Origin of the sequence: Pseudomonas sputi (assembly GCF_021603585.1) — a bacterium.
GTDB classification, from domain to species: Bacteria; Pseudomonadota; Gammaproteobacteria; order Pseudomonadales; family Pseudomonadaceae; genus Aquipseudomonas; species Aquipseudomonas sputi.
Genome location: NZ_BQHI01000010.1, coordinates 132,590 through 158,403, shown reverse-complemented (window position 1 = coordinate 158,403; position 25,814 = coordinate 132,590). Strand labels below are relative to the sequence as shown.

Genomic DNA, 25,814 nt, shown 5'->3' with positions numbered 1-25,814 from the left:
CTCCCGGATCAGGACTTGGCTTTGAACGCTTCGAGCTGACCGAAACCGGTCGGCGAGGTTTTGCTTTCGGTGGTGGTGCAGGTGCCTTTCGGAACCAGTTTCCAGGCGTTGGCCTGATGATCCATTTTCGCGGTGCCGGCACAGGTGGTGCCCGCGCCTGCGGCGCAATCGTTCTTGCCTTTCATGGCCACGCCGAAGCATTTTTCCATGTTGTCGTCAGCAGCGTGGGCGGTGGAGACGGCAGCGATGCTCAGAGCAGAACCGAGGGCCAGAACCAGGGCGGTGGCGGACAGGGTGCGGGAGGTAGCAGTCATGATGTTTCTCCGGTTTGAACTTGGGTTTGAACAAGCGATTGCGCTTGCTTGCCCCACTAGAGAAACGACTGTGCGATGCGTTACAGCCGACGGCAAAAAAAAACAAAGACATTTGGAATAAGTATTCGAGGCTGATCGCGAACGGTTATCCGTCCCTGTCATTTCTGACAGTGGGCGGCAGGCAATCAGTTGAGTAGATTCAAAGCAGGCCAAGTCGTTTGCGAGGAACACGTTATGACCAGGGTTGAATTGATCAAATTCGTTCAGTCGAAAATCGATGAAAAGGCGAACACCCTTCTTGATGAAAGAGTGAGGTATGACGATGCGGCGTTTGGGGAGCTGAAGATCTATTCGTGCCTGCGCCGGATCTTGAACCGGAAGGCAACACTCGAAGACATGGGAATGCTCCACGCCGTCAGCGACCTGATGCAGGCGCTGGGTGTTATCTCTCCCAATGAGACGCTGGGCGCGAAGCTCAAACGCTGAGTTTCATTCGGTCGTGTTGACAGCTTTGAATCATCAATGCGTGAGGTATTGAAGATGGAAAGTATCGAGCAAAGAGTCAAAAAGATTGTGGCCGAGAATTTAGGCGTGAAGCTCGAGGACATCGCTCCCCAAAACAAGTTTGTCGAAGACCTTGGGGCGGACTCCCTGGACACCGTTGAATTGGTTATGGCACTGGAAGAAGAATTCGAGATGGAAATCCCGGACGAAGAGGCCGAGAAAATTACCACGGTTCAACAGGCGATCGACTATGCAGAGAAGCATTCGAGCGTTTGAGGCGTGCGTGGGACAGCAAAAAAAACGGCCCGAAGGCCGTTTTCTGTTTCAAGCGATCCATCAACCGCCGAGGTACGCCTCGCGCACTTTCGGGTCGGTCAGCAGTGCTTCGCCGGTGCCTTGCATCACCACCCGGCCATTCTCCAGAACGTACGCACGGTCGGCGATTTTCAGCGCCTGGTTGGCGTTCTGTTCGACCAGGAACACCGTCACACCGTCCTTGCGCAGCTGTTCGATGATGTCGAAGATCTGCTGGATGATGATCGGTGCCAGGCCCAGCGACGGCTCGTCGAGCAGCAGCAGTTTCGGCTTGCTCATCAGCGCCCGGCCGATGGCGAGCATTTGCTGTTCGCCGCCGGACATGGTGCCGCCGCGCTGGTTGAAGCGTTCTTTCAGACGTGGGAAAAGGCCGAGCACCTTGTCCATCTGTTCCTGATAGTCGCCCTTGTCGGTGAAGAACCCGCCCATGGACAGGTTTTCCTCGACGGTCAGGCGGGCAAACACCCGACGACCTTCCGGCACCACGGCGATGCTCTTGCGCATGATCTGCGACGAGTCCTGGCCGACCAGTTCCTCACCCATGTAGCGGATGCTGCCGCTGTGCGCCTGCGGCGAACCGCACAGCGTCATCAGCAGGGTGGACTTGCCGGCACCGTTGGCGCCGATCAGGGTCACGATCTCGCCCTGGCGGACTTCGACGTTGACGCTGTGCAGGGCCTGGATCTTGCCGTAGAAGGTGGAAACGTTTTCGAACTGCAGCATTTACGCTTCCCCCAGGTAGGCTTTGATCACTTCAGGATTGTCGCGGATCTGCTCCGGCGTGCCGTCGGCCAGGGGCGTGCCCTGGTTGATCACGACGATGTGGTCGGAAATGCTCATGACCAGTTTCATGTCGTGTTCGATCAGCAGCACGGTCACGTTGTGCTCTTCACGCAGCACGCTGATCAGCGCCTTGAGGTCTTCGGTTTCCTTCGGGTTCAGGCCGGCGGCCGGTTCGTCGAGCATGAGGATCCGCGGACGGGTCATCATGCAGCGGGCGATTTCCAGACGACGCTGCTGACCGTAGGCCAGCGTGCCGGCAGGACGGTTGGCGAACTCTTTGAGGTTGACCTTTTCCAGCCAGTACTCGGCGAACTCCATGGCCTCGCGCTCGCTCTTGCGAAACGCCGGGGTCTTGAACAGGCCGGACAGGAAGTTGGTGTTCAGGTGACGGTGCTGGGCGATCAACAGGTTCTCGATCGCCGTCATGTCCTTGAACAACCGCACGTTCTGGAAGGTGCGCACCACGCCCTTGAGGGCGATCTTGTGGCCCGGCAGGCCTTGGATCGGCTCGCCGTCCAGCAAGATGCTGCCACCCGATGGCTGGTAGAAACCGGTCAGGCAGTTGAAGACGGTGGTCTTGCCCGCGCCGTTCGGCCCGATCAGTGCCACCACCTGTTTTTCCTTCACGGTCAGGGCCACGCCGTTGACCGCCAGCAGGCCGCCGAAGCGCATGCTCAGATTTTCGACTTTCAGGATCTCGCGGCTCATTTGCGCAGCTCCATGTGAGGACGTTGCATGGGCAGCAGACCTTGAGGTCGCCAGATCATCATCAGCACCATCAGGGCACCGAACATCAACATGCGGTACTCACTGAACTCACGCATCATTTCCGGCAGCAGGATCATTACCACGGCCGCGAGAATCACGCCCAGCTGCGAGCCCATGCCACCCAGTACCACGATGGCGAGGATGATCGCCGACTCGATGAAGGTGAACGATTCCGGCGTCACCAGACCCTGACGGGCGGCGAAGAAGCTGCCGGCGAAACCGGCGAAGCTCGCGCCCAGGGTGAACGCCGACAGCTTGATCACGGTCGGGTTGAGACCCAGTGCGCGGCAGGCGATTTCATCTTCACGCAGCGCTTCCCACGCACGGCCGATCGGCATGCGCAGCAGGCGGTTGATGATGAACAGCGCAGCCAGCGCCAGCAGCAGGGCAACCAGGTAGAGGAAGATCACCTTGTTGATCGAGTTGTATTGCAGGCCGAAATACTCGTGGAAGGTTTGCAGGCCTTCCGCAGCCTTGCGTTCGAAGGTCAGACCGAAGAACGTCGGTTTCTCGATGTTGCTGATGCCGTTCGGGCCGCCGGTGATGTCGGTCAGGTTACGCAGGAACAGGCGGATGATTTCCCCGAAACCGAGGGTCACGATCGCCAGGTAGTCGCCGCGCAGACGCAACACCGGGAAGCCGAGCAGAAAGCCGAACGTGGCGGCCATCAGGCCGGCAATCGGCAGGCAGATCCAGAAGCTCAGGCCGTAGTAGTGCGACAGCAGCGCGTAGCTGTAGGCACCGACGGCGTAGAAGCCGACGTAACCCAGGTCGAGCAGACCGGCCAGACCGACCACGATGTTCAGGCCCAGGCCGAGCATCACGTAGATCAGGATCAGCGTCGCGATGTCCACCGCGCCACGGGAGCCGAAGAACGGCCACACCAGCGCACCGATGATCAGCGCGATGATGAAGTAGCGCTGGGTGGTCGGCAGGGTCAGGAAGTTGCTGGCCTTGGCCGGGATCAGCGGCATGCCCGGCGAGGAACGCCACGCCTTGCTGATCTGCTGGTTGAACAGCACTCGCAGGAACATCAGCACCGAGCAGATGGCGATGGTCGCCAGAATGGCCGGGCTGGTGTTGTGCACTTCCAGGTTGGTGCCGACGATGGTCAGTTTCAGACCCAGTACCGGATAGGCCACGGCCCAGACCAGCAAGGCGCTGAACAGCGCCTGTTTAAGATTCCTAGTCATACTTTCTCAACCTCCGGACGGCCCAGAATGCCGGTCGGACGGAACAACAGCACCAGAACCAACAAGCCGAAAGCCACGACGTCCTTGTACTGGTCGCCGAAGATATCGGCGCCAAAGGCTTCCGCCACCCCGAGCACCAGCCCGCCGAGCATGGCGCCGGGGATGCTGCCGATCCCGCCCAGTACCGCGGCGGTGAAGGCCTTGAGGCCGACGAGGAAACCGGCGTTCGGGTTGATCACGCCGTATTGCATGCTCAGCAGCACGGCCGCGACGGCCGCCAGCGCAGCACCGATGACGAAGGTCAGGGCGATGATGTTGTTGGTGTTGATGCCCAGCAGGTTGGCCATCTTGATGTCTTCGGCGCAGGCGCGGCAGGCGCGGCCCAGGCGAGAGCGGGAGATGAACAGCGTGAGGCCGAGCATGGCGATCAGGGTGACCACGAACACCACGATTTGCATGTAGGAAATCAGCACTTCATGTGCGCCACCTGGGCCGAAGGCGAAATTGCCCGGAATCAGGTTGGGGATTGCTTTGTCCTTGGAGTCTTGCGCCAGCAGAACCGTGTTCTGCAGGAAGATCGACATACCGATCGCGGAAATCAGCGGGATCAGACGGTTGCTGCCGCGCAACGGGCGGTAGGCAATGCGTTCGATGCTGTAACCGTAGGAGCTGGTGACGACGATGCTGGCGATGAACGCCACGGTCATCAACAGCGGGACGCTTTCGAGTCCCATCATGGTCAGCCCGGCGATGGCGATGAACGCCACGTAGGAACCGATCATGTACACCTCGCCGTGGGCGAAGTTGATCATTCCAATGATGCCGTAGACCATCGTGTAGCCGATGGCAATCAGGGCATACATGCTGCCAACGTTCAAGCCGTTAACCAGCTGTTGGAAGAAGTGATAGATGTCAGGCATTACAGCGCTCCTAAAAACCTGATACGCATTTCACTGGTGGAGTCATTTTCCCGCCCGGTCCCGTGGATCTTTATCCACTTCGAATCCGGGTTTTGCCAGCGAACCGCTGATGACGGTTTTGAGATTTTCAGGTGGGGAGACTGGCGGATCACGCCAGCGCGGCCCAATACATTCGTAAAACAAAGCCCACGGCACGCCGTGGGCTTTATTGGCAGTCAGTCAGGCAGCGCCTTACTGAGGCGACGCTTCAGTTTTTGGGCCGTTGGCGTGCCATGTGTAAACCACGAACTTGAAGTCCTTCAGGTCGCCCTTGTCGTCGAAGCTCAGGTCGCCGGTCGGGGTCTTGAAGGTGCCTTTGTGGATGGCTTCAGCCACTTTGGCAGTATCTTCGGACTTGGCAGCCTTGATACCTTCGGCAATCACTTCAACGGCCGAGTAGGACGGGAACACGAACGGGCCGCTCGGGTCTTCTTTCTTGGCCTTGAATGCATCGGCCAGGGCCACGTTGGCCGGATCCTGGTCGAAGGATTTCGGCAGGGTCACCAACAGGCCTTCGGCCGCGTCCTTGGCGATCTGGGTGATCGAGTCGTTACCCACGCCTTCCGGCCCCATGAACTTGGCTTTCAGGCCTTTTTCCTGGGCTTGACGCAGGATCAGACCCAGCTCCGGGTGGTAGCCGCCGTAGTAGACGAAGTCGACGTTGGCTTGCTTGAGCTTGGCGATGATTGCGGAGAAGTCCTTGTCGCCGGCGTTGACGCCTTCGAACACGGCAACCTTGGTGCCTTTCTTCTCGAGAGTGGATTTGACGGCAGTGGCGATGCCTTCACCGTACTGCTGCTTGTCGTGCAGCACGCCGACGATTTTCGGCTTCACGTGATCGGCGATGTAGTTACCGGCGGCAGGGCCCTGGGCGCTGTCCAGACCGATGGTGCGGAAGACCATTTTGTAACCACGGTTGGTGATGTCCGGGCTGGTGGCAGCCGGAGTGATCATGATCACGCCTTCGTCTTCGTAGATGTCCGAAGCAGGCTGGGTGGAGCTGGAGCACAGGTGACCGACCACGAACTTGACGCCGTCGTTGACGACCTTGTTCGCAACCGCTACCGCTTGTTTAGGATCGCAAGCGTCATCGTATTCGACGGCTTCGAGCTTCTTGCCGTCGACGCCGCCTTTGGCGTTGATCTGTTCGATGGCCATTTTCGCGCCACTGAACTGCATGTCGCCGTACTGGGCTACTGGACCGGTTTTAGGGCCGGCGATACCGATCTTGATGGTGTCAGCTGCGAACGAATGGCTGGCAACCCCGGCCAGAACCATAGCGGCAAACAGTTTGGAAATCTGCTTAGTAGCCTTAGTCATAGTGCTCCACTCTTACTGTTGTATTTTTTTAGAGTCCTGACGCCGTAGCAGCAGAACCGGGACAGATATCTAAGGCGATACCCTCCGGAAATGCCCCCGGCAACTGTACCGGTACAGTGTAGAGCGCCGGTTGTTGGCCTGGGAAGCTGGCGCCAGGGGGCAAAACCTGAGGGTGTCGCTTAAGTGAAAGAAAAAGACAGAATTGCGGCGGGACGTTCAGAGGGCTTATGCCCCAATCATCAGCATTCCTTGGCGTTCCTGCTCTTTTCGTTCGGTACGGCCTTTTGCAACCGGGTTTTTCTGCCGGACCACCGACGTTATCATTCGCGCCGATTTCTATTCCGGACAGTCCCATGAATCAAGAACCTAGCACCCTCTATGCCAAGCTGCTTGGTGAAACCGCATCTATTACCTGGAAAGAGCTGGAGCGCTTCTACGCCCAGGGTGCCCTATTGTGGGTCGACCCCAGCCTGGATTTGATCGCGGTCGCCGAGGCCGTGGCGTCGGATCAGGGCGAGAAAGTCGCTGCCTGGCTGGCCGAAGACAAGGTCGCCAAGCTGTCTGAAACGCGGGCGCTGGATATTTTCGAGCGCGACCCCGAGATGTGGGCGGTGGTGGTCCGGCCGTGGATCCTGGTCCAGGAAAGGGCGTCGGCCTGAAGGGTTGCACCTTGTTGGTGCGAGTGATGAGCGGCGTAAAGTGTGTAGCGCAGTAGCGTGATGGCCGATTGCCGTAGAGAAATGCCACAAGCGTGGGTGGCATAACGGTGACGTAAACGTAACGGGCACAGTTTAGTAAGCCGCCTAACGGCTGCTTAATTGTTTCGGGATGTTGGAAAGGCTGAAATCTTCAGTGAATGCCAGGCCCCATCGCTGGCTTGCCAGCGATGGGGGCGACGCGGTCTTTGATCAGACCGAATAAGACTTGCCGGTGTGGTTATTGAGGGAAATAACCTTGGTCTTGCCGATCCGGTGACGGTAGATCTCGCGCAGGTACTTGATCGACTTCTTCACGCAATCGCGCGACAGGCGAATGTCATTGATCGAGACAAACTTCTCTTTGTCGTTGATCAACTCGCGGTATTTCTTCTCGTACATCGGCTTGATCGCGTACCAGTTGGTGTCGAGGATCTTCGCCGGGTTTTCGAATTCGTTGAGCAGGTCGTCGATGCGATCCTCGTCGAACTCTTCCTGAATGATGAAATCGAGGATCGAGTTGTCCAGGGTTTCGTCGAAACGGTACGGTGTCTTGGCGAAGCAACGCTTGATGAACGCCACGATCAGCGTCAGGAAGTCGTCCGACAGGCACGGGCTCTTGGCGATCAGGGTGGTCAGCGACAGGTTGGCCGAGGCGCCGATCACCAGCGCGTAACGCTTGAGCGTGGTGTTGGGGAACAGGCTGTTGAGGTGGGTCTTCAACCGGTTCAGGTCCATGTACGACAGTTTGTAGTCTTTGGGCAGCGAAACGATCGAGACCACCGACGAGCAGTTCTTGAAGAAATGCAGGTCATGCAGCGCGGCGGCGTCGTAGCCCGAGTTCTTGTACTGCTCCAGCGACGCGCGATAGCGCTTGGACTCGATCGGCAGCAGGCTGATGCCTTCGATGGCCTGGGTCACCTTGTTGAAGTGCGGCAGGTCGATCGAGCGGAAGAACAGGTCGTCGATGTTCAGGCGCTGCGGCTCTTTGTCGAACACCTTGAATTTGTCGCTGCTTGGCGGCGGGGTTTCCGGCACCACGGATTCGGCGTAGGCAATCGCCACCGGGCCGGCCAGACTCATGAACAGGTCGTTGGCGTCCAGGCGAATGGTCTCACCGATGTCGATGCCGGCACGACGGAAATAGTTCTGGTCATAGTCGGTCGTAACCGCCTGGGCCGTCAGAATGTTGAAGATCTGCTGCGAGATGTACTGGTTGGCATGCTTCTCCATCGCATTGACATCAATGTTCTGGATGTTGCCGTCATCGCTCTCTTCGGCGTAACGCATGATGTCGTTGGAGATCAGCATCATCGCGTTCCACGGGCGGATACGGCCCATGACGCTGGCTTCGCTACTGTCTTCGTTGGCGAAGTTGTAGGAGAAATCCCATTCTTCCGACAGGTATTTGCACAGCAGGCGACCGGCGTTGATGTGCAGCGCCTCGGACATTTCGCTGCGGTGGTCGGAGATGTTCGGCAGCACGCAGATGCCGCTGGTGAAAATCGGCTCGAACACGAACGAATGACCGCTCTTGCCGTCATGCTCGTCCATCGGCTTGGTGTCGAACGTCTTGTTCATGTACGAGTGCTGCTGGGCCAGGCCGAATTCCGAGGCCATGCCCGAACCGGTACCGCCGCCGGCACTGAAGATCGAGAAATACAGGCGCGACTGGTTGGCCTTGATGCCGCAGCTGTCGATCAGGTACGAGTGGATCATTTTCCAGTCAGGGCTGGAGAAACGCTGGGTGTCCTTGTTGAGGATGATCTTCGCCAGGTACTGGCCGAGGATCGGCGCGTTACCGGCGCCACCGGCGTGGACTTCGGACAAGTCCATGATCTTCATCTTGCTGTAGTCGCGCAGAAAACCGCTTTTTTCGCCCTTGCGCGAGAAGCGGATACGCCCGGCGATGTCCTTGTCCAGGTCGCCGAGCATCACCAGCGGTTCCACCAGGAACACCGGTTTGCTGCCCTTGTTCGGGCCGATCCGCAGGTTGGTCTTGATCCACTGGGCCGGGCTGTAGCCCTTGTCGGCCAGGCGACGATCGCTCGAAGGGCGATCTTCGTTGTTGAATTCGTTGAGGTAGAACTTGCGCGCGTTGTACACCAGCTCCGCCACGTCGAGGGCGATGTTGGAACCGCAGCGACCGAGTCCGATCAGGCACACCGACGGGAATTCCTGATCGTTGTGCTGTTCGTTGTCGCCTTCCAGGTGCGGCGGGCGCGGGAACACCAGGTCACGCAAACCGTCGAGGTTGTCGAGGATGCGGTCAGTGTTGGTTTCGGTGAAGTACAGGTATTGCTGGGTGCCCAGCGGGCGCGAGGGTGGCAATGGCTTCATCGGGGCAGGGCTGTTTGCCGCAGGGCTCAGAGTCAGATCGGATACCGCAGTGGCCGGATTGTTTTTAGAAGTCATTGTGCGCCATCTACCTGGACTGGTTGGTTCGACGACCGCTGTCGTCGAACCTCACGGAATGGGAATCTCGCGTCTTTTTTCTGCGCGTGTTTGGCCCGCGTGTCAGGGGTATGGCCTGAGTGCCGCGCGGGGGAATCCTTTCCTGATTGATGATGGATCGGCCATTATTCGGCGATCTTTAATCAAAAGGAGGCTAAATGATGTCAACGCGACCTTCGTTGGGTTTTGCCGGAATCGGCCTGATGGGCCTGCCGATGGGCCGCCGACTTCTGGCCGCCGGTTATCCGTTGACCGTGTGGAACCGCAACCCGGCCAAGTGCGCGCCGCTGGTCGAGGCCGGCGCCCGGCAGGTGGCGACCCCCGCTGAACTCTGTGAGCAGGCCGATGTGGTGATGCTGTGCCTGGCCGACACGGCGGTGGTGCGCGAAGTGGTGTTCGGCCCGGCCGGCGTGGCCGAAGGGGCGAAGCCCGGTCAGTTGCTGGTGGATTTTTCCAGCCTTGAACCGACGGCCACCCGTGAAATGGCAGCCGAGCTGGCCGGCAGGACGGGTATGAGCTGGCTTGATTCGCCGGTGTCCGGCGGGGTGGTCGGCGCCGAGGCCGGCAGTCTGGCGATCATGGTGGGCGGTGATGCAGCGGATCTTGATCGCGTACGACCGGTATTGCTCGAACTCGGGCAGCGCGTCACGCACATGGGCGGCATCGGCGCCGGTCAGGTGACCAAGGCCTGCAATCAGATGATCGTCGCCTGCAACGCCCTGGTGATCGCCGAAGTGGTGGCGCTGGCCGAACAGGCCGGGGTTGATGCCAGCCTGATCGCCGAGGCGCTGGCCGGTGGTTTTGCCGATTCGAAACCGTTGCAGATTCTCGCCCCGCAAATGGCCGAAAGCCGTTTCGAGCCGGTGAAGTGGCACGTGCGCACGCTGCTGAAAGATCTGGATACCGCAGTGAAGTTTTCCCGGGAAACCGGTTCGGCCACGCCGATCAGCGGATTGGCCGCACAACTGATGCGCCTGCATGGGGCGCAGGGCTTTTTGCAGAAGGATCCAGCGACACTGGTGCAAATGTACCGCGGGCCAGACTCAGCGGATTGAGCGTGTGCGCGTGTTTGCGCTGGTTGATTTCCTCCAGCACCGGGCGCAGTTCGGCCAGTGGCACCGGGCGACTGAGCAGGTAACCCTGAATGAAGTCGCAGCCCGAACGCTCGAGAAACTCGTATTGCTCCAGGCTTTCGACGCCTTCGGTGACCACCTGCAAGTGCAGGGTGTGCGCCATGACGATGATCGCCTGGACGATCTCCATGTCGGCGGTGGCCTTGGGAATATCGAGGATGAACGAGCGGTCGACCTTCAGGGTATTGAGCGGCAGGCGCTTGAGGTAGGCCAGCGACGAATAGCCGGTGCCGAAGTCATCGATCGACAGTGACACGCCGAGGGCGCGGATCTGCCGCAGCAGCACCAGCGTGTTGGCGATGTTGCCCATCAAGGCGTTTTCGGTGACTTCCAGTTCCAGCCGTTCCGGGGCAACACCGGCGCTGCGCAGGGCGTGCTCGATTTCATTGGCCAGTTCTTCCCGGGCCAGATTCAGCGGCGAGCAGTTCCAGGCAATCTTCAAGTCTTCGCAACCATGGCGCGACAGCTCGCCGAGGTCTTCACAGGCCTTGCGCAATACCCAGTTGTCGAGTTCGGCGATCAGGCCGTTGTTTTCAGCGATGGCAATGAAGCGATCCGGAGTGAGCAGGCCGTGCACCGGGTGCTGCCAGCGGATCAGCGCTTCGAGCTTGGTGACCTTGCCGGTCTTGAGTTCGAAGATCGGCTGGTAATACAGCAGCAGGCCGTTCTCTTCACGCAGGGCGTGGCGCAGCTCTTCCTCCAGTTGCAGTTCGAGGCTGGCGCGGTTTTTCAGGTTGGCATCGAAAAAATGCACCCCGTTGCGCCCGGCGCCTTTGGATTGGTACAGCGCCAGATCCGCGTGCTTGAGCAGTTCATCGCAGGTGGAGCCGTCCTCGGGAAACAGGCTGATGCCGATGCTGGTGGTCATCACCATGCGCCGTCCGGCGAGTTCGATCGGCTCTTTCATCTTGAGCATGATGCGCTGGGCAAGATTGCGCGCTTCCTCGCGGTCGCGCAGGCCGATCAGGATGCAGAACTCGTCGCCGCCGAACCTCGCGACCACATCTTCGTGGCTGCGCACGGAGCCCTTGATGTGCTGCGCGATGACTTTGAGCAGGGCGTCGCCGGCATCATGGCCGAGGCTGTCATTGATGCGCTTGAAGTGGTCGATGTCGAGAAACATGACCGCGAGCATGCCGCCTTCACTGGTTTTCTGGCTGAGTTTTTCGGCGAAGATCTGATTGAAGCCGCGCCGGTTGATCAGGTTGGTCAGGGCGTCGTAATTGGCCACGTGCTGCAGCGACATGCGCGCCTGATCGAGCTGACTGAGCAGGGCGTTGACCCGGCGCAGATCGTGTTCCTTGTTCTGCAGCTTCTTGTCGGCCAGCGCGGCGATGATGGCACTGCCGAGGATCAGCAAGGTGATCAGTGCCACGCTCAGCCCCAACTGCAATTGACTGGTCTGCGCGGCCAGGGTCGGCAGTTCTCCCTCGGGCAGCACCAGTTGCAGCGCCGCCATGCCGGTGAAGTGCATGCTGAGGATGCCGGCGCCGAGTATCAGCGCGGCCAGGTACTTGAGCATCTGAATGTTCAGGCCACTGCCTTCGCGCAAGTAGCCGGCGACCCATAACGCCGCGAAGCTGGCGCCGATGGCGATCACGATCGACGACAGGAACAGGGTTGGCTCGTAGTAGGGCGTAGCGGCGGATTCCATGGCGGCCATGCCGACATAATGCATGCCGGCGATGCCCAGGCCGATGACGATGGCGGTCTTGACGTATTGCAGCAGGCTCGGTTGGGGCGTGCTCAGGGTGTGCATTGCCAGCCAGGACGCCAGTAACGCGATCAGCAGGGAAAACAGGGTGACGGGCAGGTCGTACTGGATGTCGATCGGCGCCTGGAACGCCAGCATGCTGATGAAGTGCATGGCCCAGATGCCGCCGGCCAGGCAGGTTGCACCGATCCAGCGCCACAGGCGTTGCGAACCGGGCTCTTCAGCGTGGACGACCCGTTCGGCCATGTCGAGGGTGGCAAAACTCGCGGCGCAGGCAACCAGATAGGCCACCAGCACCAGCAGGGAATTGTGTGTGCAATTGAGGATGACCTGCCCGCTCTCCGACTGCTCGGCAACAAACTGCAAACCAAGCCACTCCATAGCATGCCCCGTCTCTGAGTGCGTCCCTACTGCGTCATCAACGCAGGCGAATGTTTGCAGTATAGAGGCGGTTTTTGCCGTGCAAGCGGTAGTGGCACATTGGCGCTAATGATTTCGGCATGAGCGTCATAGCGTTTGGCGCTAAGCGTTGAAATGCCTGAACTCAGGCGACTTCGTTCCAGTGCGGTTGCAGCGGCGGCAGGCCGAAGCGGGCTCGGGCCTTGTCGCAGTCGGTGTTCTGTTCGCCGTTTTCCCACGACGCTTCGAACTCGCGGCAGGCGCTGGAGCGCTTGTCGTAGATCGTGCAACTCACGGCTGTTCCGACTTCGCCTTCCAGCGCGGTGCAGCGCGGCGCCTTGCGGTCGGTACCGATCATCGCGACCCGGCTGGGCGTGATCTGGGTGACCAGTTCATCAGGGACGGTCCCGCCGGAGGATGCGCATTCACCCCAGAAAAATGACACACGAAAATGGGAACAGCAGGCACCGCAATTCAGACACGGACTGACATCGGACATAGGGGGGGCATCAAAGGGATTGATCGGCAGGATCCGGACGGATCCGGCGGCCATTCTAGGCTTTGCCACGGCGTTGGGAAGGGGGGCGTGAAAGTATTTTTTCATTGCCGGATTTTTCCGCAAAACCCCCGGTTTTCGGGGGATTCGAAGCATTTCAAGGGCTTACGTTTCGTTACGCGGCCATGGCCCGTCATCAGGCTGACGAATGATCACAGACAGCCCCGACGAGCGTGACTAGATTGCAGGTTCCGGGCTCGGATGCGTTGGCAGTGAAGCCCTCATAACAATAAAGAGACGGACCCATGCAGAACTCGACCCAAGCGGCGAATGCCTGGCGCATTCTGTTCCTGCTGTTCCTCGCCAACCTGTTCAATTTCTTTGACCGCACCATCCCGGCGATCATCATCGAACCGATCCGCATGGAGTGGCACCTCAGTGACTTCCAGTTGGGGATCGTCGGTACCGCGTTCACCCTGGTCTACGCGATTGCCGGATTACCACTGGGCCGCATGGCCGACACCGGTTCGCGCAGCAAACTGATGGGCTGGGGCCTGGCGACCTGGAGCGCGCTGACGGCGGTCAACGGTCTGGTCGGCAGTTTCTGGAGTTTCCTGCTGGTGCGCATGGGCATCGGCATTGGTGAAGCCAGTTACGCGCCCGCCGCCAACTCGCTGATCGGTGACCTGTTCCCGGCCCATCGCCGGGCTCGGGCCATGGGCATTTTCATGCTCGGCCTGCCGTTGGGGCTGCTGCTCGCCTTCTTCACCATCGGCTGGATGGTCAAGGCGTTCGACAGCTGGCGCGCGCCATTCTTCATCGCCGCCGTGCCGGGGTTGGTGCTGGCGGTGTTCATGTTCTTCATCAAGGAACCCAAGCGCGGCGCGGCGGAAACCGTGCAGGTGTCGCAAGAGAAAGTCGACAGGCCGATCCGCCGGGTGCTCGCCGTGCCGACCTTCCTGTGGCTGGTGATGGCCGGGCTGTGCTTCAACTTCGCGACCTATGCCTGCAACTCCTTTCTGGTGCCGATGCTGCAGCGTTATTTCCTGATGCCGTTGCAGGAAGCGGCAGTGGCGACCGGGGTGATCGTCGGGGTGACCGGGCTGATCGGCCTGACCCTCGGCGGCTGGATCGCCGACAAGATTCACCAGCGGGTGGCCAACGGGCGACTGCTGTTTGCCGGGTTCAGCCTGATCATCTCGACCCTGTGCACGGCGTGGGCGCTGCATGCCGGGCGCATCGAAATCGGGGTATTCGTCGCGGTGTTCAGCGTGGGCTGGCTGTTCGCCTACAACTTCTATACCTGCGTTTATACGGCGATTCAGGACGTGGTCGAGCCACGCCTGCGGGCCACGGCGATGGCGCTGTTCTTTGCCGGGTTGTATTTGCTGGGTGGCGGTCTGGGGCCGGTGGTGGTGGGCGGTTTGTCCGATCACTTCGCCAAATCGGCAATGGTCTCGGCGGGCGCCGATCAGATGACCGAAGCGTTCAAGGCCGTCGGCCTGCATGATGCGATGTACCTGATCCCGGTGGCGCTGTTCCTGACCATGGTGTTCCTGTTCCTCGCGGCACGCTGTTTTGTGCGGGATGCGAAGCGGATGAAGGAAGGGCTGGTGGCGGTGGTTGAGCCGCAGAGTCAGGCCGTTACCGCTTGATGACCTGCATCGCCTGATCGTTCCCACGCGGAGCGTGGGAACGATCAGGCGAGGGGGGGGGCAGACAAAAAAAGGCCCGCATCGCTGCGGGCCTTTTCATTTGTGGCGATGGAGCAGGACGATTTAACCCGCCACCAGCACCCGGATCGCTTCCAGTCGCAGCGCGGCCTTGTCGAGCATCGCCAGACCTTGTTCACGCTGCTTGCGCAGGGCGTCCAGTTCGCTGTCGCGCACGGTCGGGTTGACGGCCTGCAACGCGGTCAGGCGTGCCAGTTCTTCGTCGGTGTCGGCTGCCAGACGGCGGCGGGCCTCGGCCACGCGCTCGGCGTGGCGCGGGGTGACTTTGTCTTCACCGGCGTTGATCCGTGGCGTCAGCTGATCGCGCTGGGCTTGGATGAACTTGTTGGCGCTGGCGCGCGGCACGCTTTCCAGTTGATCGTTCAGGGTTTCGAACGCCACCCGCGACGACAGGTCGTTGCCGTTGGCGTCGAGCAGGCAGCGCAGGGCGGCCGGCGGCAGGTAACGGCCCAGTTGCAGCGAACGCGGGGCAACCACTTCGCTGACGTAGAGCAGTTCCAGCAGCACGGTGCCTGGCTTGAGCGCCTTGTTCTTGATCAGCGCGACGGCGGTGTTGCCCATCGAACCGGACAGCACCAGATCCATACCGCCCTGCACCATCGGGTGTTCCCAGGTGATGAACTGCATGTCTTCGCGCGACAGCGCCTGGTTGCGGTCGTAGGTGATGGTCACGCCTTCGTCGTCGCCCAGCGGGAAACTGGCGTCGAGCATCTTCTCGCTCGGCTTGAGGATCAGGGCGTTTTCCGAATGGTCTTCGCTGTCGATGCCGAACGCGTCGAACAGGGTTTCCATGTAGATCGGCAGGGCGAACTGGTCGTCCTGCTCGAGGATGGCCTCGACCAGCGCTTCACCTTCGCCGGCGCCGCCGGAGTTGAGTTCCAGCAGGCGGTCACGGCCGGTGTGCAGCTCGGCTTCCAGACGCTCGCGCTCGGTGCGCGCCTCGTCAATCAGCGCTTGCCACTCGCCGTCGTCGGCTTCTTCGAGCAGCGGCAGCAGGCGCGGGCCGAACTGATGCTGCAAGGCGTTGCCGGTCGGGCAGGTGTTGAGGAACGCGTTCAGTGCTTCGTGGTACCACTGGAACAGTCGCTCCTGCGGGCTGGTTTCCAGGTACGGCACGTGCAGTTCGATGATGTGCTTCTGGCCGATCCGGTCCAGACGACCGATCCGCTGCTCCAGCAGGTCCGGGTGCGACGGCAGATCGAACAGCACCAGATGGTGGGCGAACTGGAAGTTGCGACCCTCACTGCCGATTTCCGAGCAGATCAGCACCTGCGCGCCGAACTCTTCATCGGCGAAGTAGGCGGCAGCGCGGTCACGCTCGAGGATGTTCATGCCTTCGTGGAACACCGTGGCCGGGATCCCGGAGCGCACGCGCAGGGCGTCTTCCAGGTCCATCGCGGTTTCGGCGTGGGCACAGATCACCAGCACTTTGGTGCGCTTGAGCATTTTCAGTTGGTCGATCAGCCACTCGACGCGCGGGTCGAATTTCCACCAGCGTTCTTCTTCGCTGGCGTCCGGCTGGGCCTGGAAGCTGACTTCCGGGTACAGCTCGGCGTGTTCGCCCAGCGGCAGTTCGAGGTATTCGTCCGGGCATGGCAGCGGGTACGGGTGCAGTTTGCGCTCCGGGAAACCCTGCACGGCGGCGCGGGTATTACGGAACAGCACGCGGCCGGTGCCGTGGCGGTCGAGCAGTTCACGCACGAGGCGGGCACTGGCTTCGGTATCGCCATCGTTGACGGCGGTGAGCAGGGCTTCACCTTCGTTGCCGAGGAAACCGTGGATGGTCTGGTGCGCGGCCGGCGACAGGCGACCCTTGTCCAGCAGTTCCTGAACGGCTTCGGCCACCGGGCGGTAGTTTTCGCTCTCGGCGCGGAAGGCGGCCAGGTCGTGGAAACGGTTCGGATCGAGCAGACGCAGGCGGGCGAAGTGGCTGTCCTGGCCGAGTTGTTCCGGGGTGGCGGTGAGCAGCAGCACGCCGGGAATAACTTCGGCCAGCTGTTCAACCAGCGAGTATTCCGGGCTGACTTTATCTTCGTGCCATACCAGGTGGTGGGCTTCGTCGACCACCATCAGGTCCCAACCGGCAGCGAACAGGGCGTCCTGCGCCTTCTCATCGTCAACCAGCCACTCCAGCGCCACCAGGGCCAGTTGGGTGTCTTCGAACGGGTTGGTCGCATCGCTTTCGATGAAGCGTTCTTCGTCGAACAGCGCGACCTGCAGGTTGAAGCGGCGGCGCATTTCCACCAGCCATTGGTGCTGGAGGTTTTCCGGCACCAGGATCAGCACGCGGTTGGCGCGGCCCGACAGCAACTGGCGATGGATCACCAGACCGGCTTCGATGGTCTTGCCCAGGCCCACTTCGTCCGCGAGCAGAACGCGCGGCGCGATGCGGTCGGCGACTTCACGGGCAATGTGCAACTGGTGAGCAATCGGTTGTGCGCGTACGCCGCCCAGTCCCCAGAGCGCGGACTGCAACTGGCGGCTGGTGTGTTCCAGGGTGTGATAACGCAGGGAGAACCACGACAGCGGATCGATCTGGCCGGCGAACAGGCGGTCGCTGGCCAGACGGAACTGAATGAAGTTCGACAGCTGGGTTTCCGGCAGGGTGACCGCTTCGTTCTGCGCGTTGAGGCCGTGGTAGACCATCAGGCCGTCGACGTCGTCGACCTGCTGGACAGTCATCTTCCAGCCTTCGAAGTGAGTGATCGAATCGCCCGGCGAGAACCGCACGCGGGTGAGGGGCGCATTCCGTAGCGCGTACTGGCGAGTCTCGCCAGTGGCCGGGTAAAGCACGGTCAACAAGCGGCCGTCCTGTGCCAGAACGGTGCCTAAACCAAGCTCTGCTTCGCTGTCACTGATCCAGCGTTGCCCCGGTTGATACTGCTGCGCCATGCTGCCTGACTCCCACCTTGAAAAAGCGGGCTATCTTAACGGAATGAGGGCCCGAGGCCAAAGGATAAGGAGCCTCTGTCCGGCTTTTAACCGCAATCGGCCAATTGCAGGGAAGATTAGGTCATGCATCGGTTTTACGGGATGTTGCGGCACCCCTGAGTGCCAAACCGGTCACAAGTTTGCGACCGATGGCTCAAGGCCCCCCTGGCGCCGCCGATAACCTGCTGACAGGAGACCCTTCATATGCTGCCACCGATGCTCCCCCTGAGCGCCGTGCCGATCACCTCCCAGCAGGATCCGATCCGCCAGCGACCGGATATTCCCCCTGTGGTGCCGGTACAGGAAAGCTCCAACGAAAGTACCATCGACCTGCAAAAGCGCGACCCGGAAGAAGACGGCTATCTGCTGCGCGAAGAGCAGCGCCGGCAGCAGGAACGCGAGCGCCGTCGCCGCGAAGCCGACGACGACCCCGAGGCGCACCTCGCCGTGCCCGGCACCGAACTCAATGCCGACAACACCGTGCCGGTGGCGCCGTTGATGGAAGATCAACCGCGTCAGGGGCTTTGGGTCGACATCGAAATCTGAGGCCGGGCGGCCAGCTCTGTCAGGTTCTCCAATAGCACGTCGATTTCTTCTTGCGTGTTCAAGTAGCTCACCGCCACCCGCGCAATATTCGTCAGCCCACGCGCCTGCATGTCCAGCGGCGTGTAGGCCACACCGTTGGCGCCGATGTTGATTCGCCGTTCGGCCAATGCCTGCTTGAGCGCCACACTGTCCCAGCCTTCGAGCGTGAAGGCGATCAGCCCGGATTGTTGATTGGCCGCGCCGAGATCCCTCAGCGTCAGGCCGGGAATGGCTTTCAGGCGTTGACGCAATCGGTTGCTCAGGTGCTCGATGCGCTGGCGGATGGGAATCGCGCCGAGACGGTTGTATTCCTCCAGCGCGTTGGCCAGTCCGGCCAGCAGCGCCAGTGACACTTCACTGGTTTCAAAACGACGGGCATCGTCACGCAAGGTAAAGCGCTTGCCGTCCCACGGCGCCGACAAAACATCGCGCTGCACGGGGAGCAGCCGCTGCAGGAATTGCGGCCGGATGTACGTCAACGCCGTGCCGCGCGGCCCGCGCAGGAATTTGCGTCCGGCGCCCTTGAGCACATCGCACTGCAAGTCTTGAACATCACAGGGCAACTGCCCCAGCGCCTGACCGGCGTCGATGAAATAGGGGATGCCATGCCGCCGCGCCACGCAGCCGATCTGCGCGGCAGGGTTGATCAGGCCACCGTTGGCCGGCAGCCAGGTCAGGGCGATCAGGCGCACCTGGCCGTCGATCATCTGCGCCAGGGCTTGCGGATCGACCGCACCGTGGGCATCGCAAGGAATCACTTCGAGCCGCGCGCCGGCCTTCACCGCTTCGGCCATGCACGCCAGATTGCCGGCCCATTCATGGCGCCCCACCAGAATCCGTTCGCCGGGCTGCCACGGCCCCAGCGCGTTGAACGCCTGGCTCCAGGCTGCCGAGCCACTGCTGGCAAAGGCGATGTCCTCGGGGTGGGCGTTGAGCAGGGCGGCGGCCGCGTGGCGCGCGCGTTCCTGTACCCGGTTGTCCGCCGCTTCCATCGGCCCGCCGAGCGCTTCGCGCTGCAACTGTTCGGTCACCGCGTCGAGGGTGGCCTGGCTCGGCAGCGAGGCGCCGGCGTGGTTGAAGTGGATCACCTGAGCGCAACCGGGTGTGGCGGCGCGCAGACGCGAGAGGTCATCGATGTTCACGGCTTGAGCTCGAAGATCGCGTCGATTTCCACCGCAACACCGGCCGGCAGGCTCGATACGCCGACCGCGGTGCGCACGTGTCGGCCCTTGTCGCCGAGGGCGTTGACCAGCAGGTTCGAGGCGCCATTAGCGACCACGCCCTGAGCCTTGAAGTCCGGTGTGGCGGCCACGAAAACCCCGAGACGCAGGATGCGCACCAGTTTCGACAGGTCGTCACCCAGCGCATGGCTGAGTTGGGCAAGTAGTCCAAGAGCGGCCAGTTCGGCGGCTTTAACCCCTTCTTCGTCGGAGATTGCTTCGCCCAGTCGCCCGATGAACGCGGGTTTGCCGTCGAGCAATGGAATCTGCCCGGAGATGAACAGCTGGTTCTGGCTGACCACATGGTTGACGTAATTGGCGATCGGCTGGCTCGGCTCGGGCAGGCGCAGGCCGAGTGGTTGAACGCGTTGGCTGAGGGAATCGGTCATGGGAAGTCCTCCTGAGTGAGGGCTTCAGCATGTTGGTGCGAGCAACGGGCGACAAACGGATAGATTTAATCCGACGCATCGAAATAACTCATGCGTTCGCGGTGTCCTCCAGCCACTGGCAGAAACGCTGCGCCGCTGGCGTGGGTGGGCGTTGCGAGGTGACCAGCCAATAACCGATCTCGCCAAGCATCGGCGGCGTGTCGAAGGCCGGCACCAGCGCGCCGTCCTTGATCCGCCGTTCGATCAATCGCTGACGGCCCATGGCAATGCCCTGGCCGGCAACCGCGGCTTCGACGACGATGTTGTAGTCGTGCAGCATGACGCTGGGCACATGAGCCAGATCGATGCCGCTGTGTTGCTGCCAGTCGATCCATTCGAACGGCTGGTGCGACTTGGCCATCAGCAACGGCCCGTTGCTCACGCCCTTGGCCTTGAAGGCCGGGCTGCACACCGGCGTCAGGGTTTCGCCCATGAATCGGCGTGCCTGGACTTTCGGCCAGCCGCCCTTGCCATAGCGGATCGCCAGATCCACCTCGCCGGCGTCGACATCGGCCAGTTGCACGGCGGGCAGCAGTTCGACATGGATATTCGGATAGTTTGCGTTGAAATCCGTCAGACGCGGTGCCAGCCACAAGCTGGCGAAGGAGGCGAGCAGACCGATGCGCAGGGTGGTGGGGCGCTCGCCGCGCAGGTTGTGGGTGGCGGCGGCAATCGCGGCGAGGGCCGGTTCGATCTGTCGGTAGTAATGTTCGCCGGCCGGGGTCAGGTCGATGGCACGGGTACGGCGCACGAACAGTCGCTGATCGAGGCATTCTTCGAGTTTGTGCACCTGATGGCTGATCGCGCTTTGGGTCACCGACAGCTCATCGGCAGCCTTGATGAAGCTCAAATGGCGGGCCACGGCCTCAAAGGCGCGCAAGGCCAACAGCGGTGGCAGATCCTGATGCAGGGGCACGGCGCAGATCCTTGGGGTTCAGGGCGAGGCGCCGATTGTGCAAGCAAACCCGGTGGGCGGTACATGAAATGTTATCGAGCGTTCAGGCGAGTGGCTGGTCAGCGCCCGCGCCAGGCCGCATTATTGGCGCAGTCCTGTCGGTGATCCGGCAGTTGTGATTCAGTCCAAGCGATGCACCGAACGCCATGAGCCAAGACGACAAGCTGATTGACCTCAACACCGAACGCGCCAAGCGGGTTCATGACCTCAACGAAAAGCGCCTGAATGAAGTCCGCCAGGCTTTCGAGCAGGCCATGCCGCTGGGCAAAACGAAGAAAAAGCCGAAAAACAAACCGAAAAAGCGTTGATCTCCCCTGCATCCGTTGATGCAGGTCAGTTATTTCCCCTCCTTTGCTCCGCACGTTGACCGGCATTGATCCCGGTCAATTCCTGCGCCTGCCTGATTGGTTAACTTAGCTCCATCGCAGCAGAGCAGGGGCCAGGAGGCCAGTCATGTTTTTCGATAACGTGGTGTTTGCCGGGGTCCTGACTGTGGGCCTGATGGTTCTGTTTTTTGCAGGGTTTGGATTTTTTATCTGGAAGGATGCGAACAAGCGCAAGAAGCCTTGATTCTTCCGGGTTTGATGAGCACGCAAGGCATTTTGGGGCGACTTCGGTTGCCCTTTTTTTTGTCTTCTTGGCGGCCTTTGGGTTGTTTGGGGTGAATATCCGTTTCTGCGGGTGTTGCCGCTGACGGTTTCGCCCTTACGGCGAGTCCCTTTGGCAAACGCCCCAAAGGAACCAAAGGTCTGGGCCCCGGCGTTCGGCACCTCGCTTTGGCTCGGCGTTCCTTCGTTCCGGGATTCATCCGGGGGCATCGCCTACGGTTTGCTTCGCTGCACCTCCTCTCGATGTGTTTGGCTCCGCCAAACGGTCGCTGCGCTCCCACCCCCGGATAAATCCCTCCACTCAGCCTGCCGATGGGGCCGGCACGTCAAGAGCGGTACTCGAGCTAACGCTCATCGTGTTGAGTGGTTAGAGGCGAAAAGCGACTGCTTTTGCTTTTGCTTTGATCGTTCCCACGCTCCGCGTGGGAATGCAGCCCGGGACGCTCTGCGTTCCATTTCTGGAGGCAACAAAAAAGGCGTGATCCTTTCGAATCACGCCTTCTTCACTACTTCAATCTATCAGCTACCCAGCGCCTTCGACGCCAGCCAGAACAGGCCGGCCGACAGGGCCACGGTGGCTGGCAGGGTCAGGACCCAGGCCAGCAGGATGGTTTTCACCGTGCCGCCTTGCAGGCCGCTTTTGTTGGCGACCATGGTGCCGGCCACGCCCGAGGAGAGGACGTGGGTGGTGGACACCGGCAGGCTGAAGATGTTGGCCATGCCGATCAGGCTGGCGGTGGTGATCTGGGCCGACATGCCTTGCGAGTAGGTCATGCCCTGCTTGCCGATCTTCTCGCCGATGGTCAGTACCACGCGTTTCCAGCCGACCATGGTGCCCAGGCCCAGGGCCAGGGCGACCGCCAAAATCACCCAGAACGGGGCGTATTCGGTGGTGGTGGTCAGGTCTTTGCGCAGCTTGTCCAGGTCGGCCTTCTCACGCGGTGCCAGGCCTGGCAGTTTGCTGACTTTCTTCGCGGTGTCGTCCAGGCAGAGCAGGTAGCGACGCACTTCGATGCGGCTTTCTGCGGACAGCGAGTGGTAGTCGGCTACGCCTTTAAGGGTGTCGAGCAGGGCGGCGATGGTCGGTTCGGTCTGTTGCGGGTTGCAACGGAATTTCTCCGGCAGGTCGCCGTCCACGCTTTTGCCCAGGGCCAGGAACTCGCCCAGGGTGTCGGCGTTGCGCTTGTAGAACTGGCTCAGGTGCAGCGTCGCGTCGCGTGTGCGTTCGATCTGGTAGGTGGTGCTGTTCAAGTCGAGTACGAACTGCGCAGGCACGATGCCGATCAGTACCAGCATGATCAGGCCGATACCTTTCTGGCCGTCGTTGGAGCCGTGCACGAAGCTCACGGCCATGGCCGAGATCACCAGAACCAGACGGTTCCAGAACGGTGGGTGCTTCTTGTCGTCGATCTTGCGGCGCTGTTCCGGTGTCTTGTGCATCTTCGACAGCGGGCGCCACCATTTCAGGCCGATCAGCACCAGCGCGGCGATCAGGAAACCGGCCATCGGCGAGAACACCAGCGAGGCGCCGATATCGATCGCTTTCTGCCAGTTGACCCCGTCGGCCAGTGGAATTTCGTTGATCAGGGCGTTGGCCAGGCCGACACCGAGGATCGAACCGATCAGCGTGTGCGAACTGGAGGCCGGGATACCGAAGTACCAGGTGCCCAGGTTCCAGGCGATCGCGGCGGCGAGCAGCGAGAACACCATTGCCAGGCCATGGCCGGTGTTCACGTTGATCAACAGTTCTACCGGCAGCAGATGCACGATGGCATACGCCACGCCAACGCCGCCCAGCAGCACGCCGAGGAAGTTGAACACGCCCGAGAAGAACACCGCCAGGTGAGGCGGCATCGCTTTGGTGTAGATAACAGTGGCTACCGCGTTAGCGGTGTCATGAAATCCATTGATGAACTCGAAGGCGAGGACAAATGTCAGGGCGAGCAGGAGGCTCACAAGCACCCAGGCATCCAGTCCGCTGAATAAATCGATCATGAAGGTTTTCTGACCCGGTCATAAGGGGGCGCGATTATGCCAGAAAAGACTGGAAATCGATCCCCTACCTGCTCATCGGTAACATTCTTCAACGAATTAATTTGTATCAGGGGGCATTACCCAAGCTTTTTACAGGGTTTTTCAACCCATTGATTACATTAATAAAAATGCGAATCGCCGGCGTGCTGGCCGGTTGCCGGGAGGGGACAGAAGCTTGTATGAAATATCTTGGAAACGCGTCTGACATGCTCCAAACCTGTGCAATACAGGGGAGTCGGCCGCTGCCCGCGGGTAGCGGGCGCGCAAGGCATCGTCAGTCCACCGTGCTTGTAACCCGGTGAATACGCTTACCCTCGAAAGATGCAAGGGACGACTTCAAGGCTCTTCGGCTTTGAGTTCCTCTTGCATTTTTTTCAGCTCTTGCTGAAACACCTGATCCTGAACGGTAGGGCGTTTGCGCCAGGCTTTGCGTTCTGGTTCGGGCTGGGCGGCGTAGGTGGTGACTTCCCCGCCGTAAACTTCCTTGTAACGTTGTTCCTGGCGCTCAAGTTCCGCGCGCAGTTCGTCTTTCGTCACAGTGCTACCTGTATGAGTTGAGATAAATGTCTGGTGAACGCACTGCAACGAATTATTTAACCGGTTCGCCAACAAGCGCTTGCCCTTGCAGGCAGCGCGGTTGTCGGGAAGACGGTCAGGACTTCCATGTTGCAGGCGGCTACGGCACCAGATTAAAACTGACGCAGCATCAGTTTCCTGTTTCAGCGAGCGCGCTGGCGGTGCATGAGTAATGCGCATCAGGCGCTGGCCGGGGCTGGCGGCGATGGACATCGCGCCAGCGGGTGGCACCGTCGGCATATAAAAGCGCGGTGTCACTGAGGTGCATTATAGCGGCCGAATCGGGATTGACTATCTTTGCCAAGTTAAAAACGGTTCCGGATGTGTGAGTGTTTTGTGACGTGCAACTTTCATCAATAGTTGCATCGCTGTTGCGCAGCGATTGGTTTCTGGCGCCATTTAGCCGAACAACTAAGGTGCTCAACCGCACAGGCGTTTCAAGTTCAAATTCGCGCTGCGAAGCCCGGCCGGGCAGGAGAGGACGATTGCGATTATCGGTCGATGGTTCGATAATCGCCCGGTGTTGGCGGTCTGTCGCTTGTGTATCCGCCGGCGAGCCGCTTGTATAGCCGTTGATCCGAACAAGAAAAAAAGGACCCGACATGAACGATCAAATGCGCAATTCCTTCACTTCGGTAGCGCCGCCGATCGTCGCTTCGCCGGCCAAGCGTATCCAGGCCCTGACCGGCGATCCGGATTTCATGACCTCCCTGGCCCGCGGCCTGGCGGTGGTGCAGGCATTTCAGGAGCGCAAGCGCCACCTGACCATCGCCCAGATCAGCCATCGCACGGAAATTCCTCGCGCCGCCGTGCGCCGTTGCCTGCACACCTTGATCAAACTCGGCTACGCCACCACTGACGGGCGCACTTACTCGTTATTGCCAAAGGTGCTGACCCTCGGTCACGCCTATCTGTCGTCGACGCCGCTGGCGGTCTCGGCCCAGCCGTACCTCGACCGCATGAGCGAGCAATTGCACGAGGCCTGCAACATGGCCACGCTCGAAGGTGACGACATCCTCTACATCGCCCGTTCGGCCACCACTCAGCGTCTGATTTCGGTGGACCTCTCGGTGGGCGGGCGCTTGCCGGCGTATTGCACGTCGATGGGGCGAATCCTGCTGGCGGCACTGGACGACACCTCGCTGCGCGAATACCTCGACCACGCCGAACTGGTGGCCAAGACCAGCCGCACGATTCACACCCCCGACGCCTTGCTCGAATGTCTGCAGGAAGTCCGGCAGCAGGGCTGGTGCATCGTCGATCAGGAACTGGAGCAGGGCCTGCGTTCGATTGCCGTGCCGGTGTACGACGCTTCCGGTCAGGTGGTGGCAGCGCTCAACGTCAGCACCCACGCCGGTCGCGTCAGTCGCACCGAACTTGAGCAGCGCTTTCTCCCCGGCCTGTTGAGCGCCAGCCGCGACCTCAGTGCGCAGTTGTTCGCTTGATGAACCTGTTCGATAAACGCACAGAGTTGCGTTTATCGAATTGACGCTAAAACCCCTGGATCATTAATGTCGCGGCAGCGTCATCCGGCGCGAATGTGAATGAGCCCGCCGGATTGTCGACTCCCATAATAATGACAAGAGGCAACTTCCCATGCGCACGTTCCCCGACTGTCGCCACCCCCGTTCCTGTTGCCGGTATTAGCGCAACGCCTGATTTCTTCCTTATATAGATGTGACCGTGCCACTCTCTGG

Annotated in this window: 24 protein-coding genes; 9 read left to right on the top strand and 15 right to left on the bottom strand. The window is 60.7% G+C overall.

The genetic code is table 11. The features are described 5' to 3' along the window. Positions 1–8: 8 nt before the first annotated feature. Positions 9–314 (bottom strand): BufA1 family periplasmic bufferin-type metallophore, encoded by a 306-nt coding sequence (locus L6D81_RS16490; protein ID WP_236181067.1) that lies wholly within the window; start codon positions 312–314, stop codon positions 9–11. A 234-nt stretch (positions 315–548) separates the two neighbouring features. On the opposite strand from L6D81_RS16490, the gene L6D81_RS16485 reads away from it, so the two are divergent. Together L6D81_RS16485 and acpP are read left to right on the top strand one after the other, a co-directional pair. Further along, entirely contained in the window at positions 549–800 is a 252-nt protein-coding gene (locus L6D81_RS16485; RefSeq protein ID WP_236181066.1) for a hypothetical protein, read from the top strand. Between the two features lie 54 nt (positions 801–854). Then, positions 855–1,094 (top strand): acyl carrier protein, encoded by a 240-nt coding sequence (gene acpP, locus L6D81_RS16480; protein ID WP_236181065.1) that lies wholly within the window; start codon positions 855–857, stop codon positions 1,092–1,094. Positions 1,095–1,154: 60 nt separating this feature from the next. On the opposite strand, the gene L6D81_RS16475 is transcribed toward acpP, so the two are convergent. The 5 genes from L6D81_RS16475 to L6D81_RS16455 all read right to left on the bottom strand — a co-directional run bounded on the left by L6D81_RS16475 (position 1,155) and on the right by L6D81_RS16455 (position 6,156). Continuing rightward, positions 1,155–1,856, bottom strand: coding sequence for an ABC transporter ATP-binding protein (locus L6D81_RS16475; protein ID WP_003222380.1), 702 nt, complete (start codon positions 1,854–1,856; stop codon positions 1,155–1,157). Beyond that, complete coding sequence (gene livG, locus L6D81_RS16470) at positions 1,857–2,624, bottom strand: high-affinity branched-chain amino acid ABC transporter ATP-binding protein LivG (RefSeq protein ID WP_236181064.1); 768 nt, start codon at positions 2,622–2,624, stop codon at positions 1,857–1,859. Further along, positions 2,621–3,877, bottom strand: coding sequence for a high-affinity branched-chain amino acid ABC transporter permease LivM (locus L6D81_RS16465; protein ID WP_236181063.1), 1,257 nt, complete (start codon positions 3,875–3,877; stop codon positions 2,621–2,623). Before L6D81_RS16465 ends, livG begins: the two co-directional genes overlap by 4 nt. Next, positions 3,874–4,797 (bottom strand): high-affinity branched-chain amino acid ABC transporter permease LivH, encoded by a 924-nt coding sequence (gene livH / locus L6D81_RS16460; protein ID WP_007959165.1) that lies wholly within the window; start codon positions 4,795–4,797, stop codon positions 3,874–3,876. The genes L6D81_RS16465 and livH overlap by 4 nt, the downstream gene beginning before the upstream one ends. Positions 4,798–5,028: 231 nt before the next feature. Then, on the bottom strand, positions 5,029–6,156 hold the full coding sequence (locus L6D81_RS16455; protein WP_236181062.1) for a branched-chain amino acid ABC transporter substrate-binding protein: 1,128 nt from the start codon (positions 6,154–6,156) through the stop codon (positions 5,029–5,031). A 353-nt stretch (positions 6,157–6,509) separates the two neighbouring features. Here L6D81_RS16455 and L6D81_RS16450 point away from each other — a divergent pair, with 353 nt between their 5' ends. Beyond that, entirely contained in the window at positions 6,510–6,815 is a 306-nt protein-coding gene (locus L6D81_RS16450) for a DUF2288 domain-containing protein (RefSeq protein ID WP_236181055.1), read from the top strand. A gap of 249 nt (positions 6,816–7,064) precedes the next feature. On the opposite strand, the gene L6D81_RS16445 is transcribed toward L6D81_RS16450, so the two are convergent. After that, the gene (locus tag L6D81_RS16445) at positions 7,065–9,266 is read right to left on the bottom strand and encodes a hypothetical protein (RefSeq protein WP_074691419.1); all 2,202 of its coding nucleotides are present in this window, start codon (positions 9,264–9,266) and stop codon (positions 7,065–7,067) included. Positions 9,267–9,463: 197 nt separating this feature from the next. Here L6D81_RS16445 and L6D81_RS16440 point away from each other — a divergent pair, with 197 nt between their 5' ends. Then, the gene (locus L6D81_RS16440) at positions 9,464–10,360 is read left to right on the top strand and encodes an NAD(P)-dependent oxidoreductase (RefSeq protein ID WP_236181053.1); all 897 of its coding nucleotides are present in this window, start codon (positions 9,464–9,466) and stop codon (positions 10,358–10,360) included. On the opposite strand, the gene L6D81_RS16435 is transcribed toward L6D81_RS16440, so the two are convergent. Then, a complete protein-coding gene (locus L6D81_RS16435; RefSeq protein WP_236181051.1) occupies positions 10,251–12,533 on the bottom strand; it encodes a putative bifunctional diguanylate cyclase/phosphodiesterase in 2,283 nt (760 codons plus the stop codon). The two genes, L6D81_RS16440 and L6D81_RS16435, sit on opposite strands and share 110 nt — an antisense overlap. 163 nt (positions 12,534–12,696) lie before the next feature. After that, on the bottom strand, positions 12,697–13,050 hold the full coding sequence (locus tag L6D81_RS16430) for a YkgJ family cysteine cluster protein (RefSeq protein ID WP_236181050.1): 354 nt from the start codon (positions 13,048–13,050) through the stop codon (positions 12,697–12,699). A gap of 302 nt (positions 13,051–13,352) precedes the next feature. Between L6D81_RS16430 and L6D81_RS16425 the strand changes: the two genes are divergently transcribed. Then, a complete protein-coding gene (locus tag L6D81_RS16425; protein ID WP_236181048.1) occupies positions 13,353–14,702 on the top strand; it encodes a spinster family MFS transporter in 1,350 nt (449 codons plus the stop codon). A gap of 123 nt (positions 14,703–14,825) precedes the next feature. On the opposite strand, the gene rapA is transcribed toward L6D81_RS16425, so the two are convergent. Continuing rightward, entirely contained in the window at positions 14,826–17,672 is a 2,847-nt protein-coding gene (gene rapA, locus L6D81_RS16420) for an RNA polymerase-associated protein RapA (protein ID WP_236181046.1), read from the bottom strand. 243 nt (positions 17,673–17,915) lie between these two features. On the opposite strand from rapA, the gene L6D81_RS16415 reads away from it, so the two are divergent. Further along, a complete protein-coding gene (locus L6D81_RS16415) occupies positions 17,916–18,257 on the top strand; it encodes an aspartate-semialdehyde dehydrogenase (RefSeq protein ID WP_236181044.1) in 342 nt (113 codons plus the stop codon). Here the strand turns inward: L6D81_RS16415 and L6D81_RS16410 are convergent. The 3 genes from L6D81_RS16410 to L6D81_RS16400 all read right to left on the bottom strand — a co-directional run bounded on the left by L6D81_RS16410 (position 18,227) and on the right by L6D81_RS16400 (position 20,860). Continuing rightward, the gene (locus L6D81_RS16410) at positions 18,227–19,438 is read right to left on the bottom strand and encodes an aminotransferase class V-fold PLP-dependent enzyme (RefSeq protein WP_236181042.1); all 1,212 of its coding nucleotides are present in this window, start codon (positions 19,436–19,438) and stop codon (positions 18,227–18,229) included. The two genes, L6D81_RS16415 and L6D81_RS16410, sit on opposite strands and share 31 nt — an antisense overlap. Further along, the gene (locus L6D81_RS16405) at positions 19,435–19,905 is read right to left on the bottom strand and encodes a RidA family protein (protein ID WP_236181040.1); all 471 of its coding nucleotides are present in this window, start codon (positions 19,903–19,905) and stop codon (positions 19,435–19,437) included. The genes L6D81_RS16410 and L6D81_RS16405 overlap by 4 nt, the downstream gene beginning before the upstream one ends. An 88-nt stretch (positions 19,906–19,993) precedes the next feature. Next, positions 19,994–20,860, bottom strand: coding sequence for a LysR substrate-binding domain-containing protein (locus L6D81_RS16400; protein ID WP_236181038.1), 867 nt, complete (start codon positions 20,858–20,860; stop codon positions 19,994–19,996). Between the two features lie 185 nt (positions 20,861–21,045). On the opposite strand from L6D81_RS16400, the gene L6D81_RS16395 reads away from it, so the two are divergent. Both L6D81_RS16395 and ccoM read left to right on the top strand, forming a co-directional pair. Next, a complete protein-coding gene (locus L6D81_RS16395; protein ID WP_216740947.1) occupies positions 21,046–21,207 on the top strand; it encodes a hypothetical protein in 162 nt (53 codons plus the stop codon). A gap of 145 nt (positions 21,208–21,352) precedes the next feature. Further along, positions 21,353–21,469, top strand: a complete 117-nt coding sequence (ccoM, locus tag L6D81_RS29520; RefSeq protein WP_007959205.1) for a cytochrome c oxidase subunit CcoM — start codon at positions 21,353–21,355, stop codon at positions 21,467–21,469. Positions 21,470–22,026: 557 nt separating this feature from the next. On the opposite strand, the gene L6D81_RS16390 is transcribed toward ccoM, so the two are convergent. Both L6D81_RS16390 and L6D81_RS16385 read right to left on the bottom strand, forming a co-directional pair. Further along, a complete protein-coding gene (locus L6D81_RS16390) occupies positions 22,027–23,502 on the bottom strand; it encodes an inorganic phosphate transporter (protein WP_236181036.1) in 1,476 nt (491 codons plus the stop codon). 375 nt (positions 23,503–23,877) lie between these two features. Next, on the bottom strand, positions 23,878–24,078 hold the full coding sequence (locus L6D81_RS16385) for a hypothetical protein (RefSeq protein WP_236181088.1): 201 nt from the start codon (positions 24,076–24,078) through the stop codon (positions 23,878–23,880). A 641-nt stretch (positions 24,079–24,719) separates the two neighbouring features. Between L6D81_RS16385 and pcaR the strand changes: the two genes are divergently transcribed. Continuing rightward, positions 24,720–25,562: a pca regulon transcriptional regulator PcaR gene (pcaR, locus tag L6D81_RS16380; RefSeq protein WP_007917109.1), complete on the top strand. Its 843-nt coding sequence runs from the start codon at positions 24,720–24,722 to the stop codon at positions 25,560–25,562. Positions 25,563–25,814 lie beyond the last annotated feature (252 nt).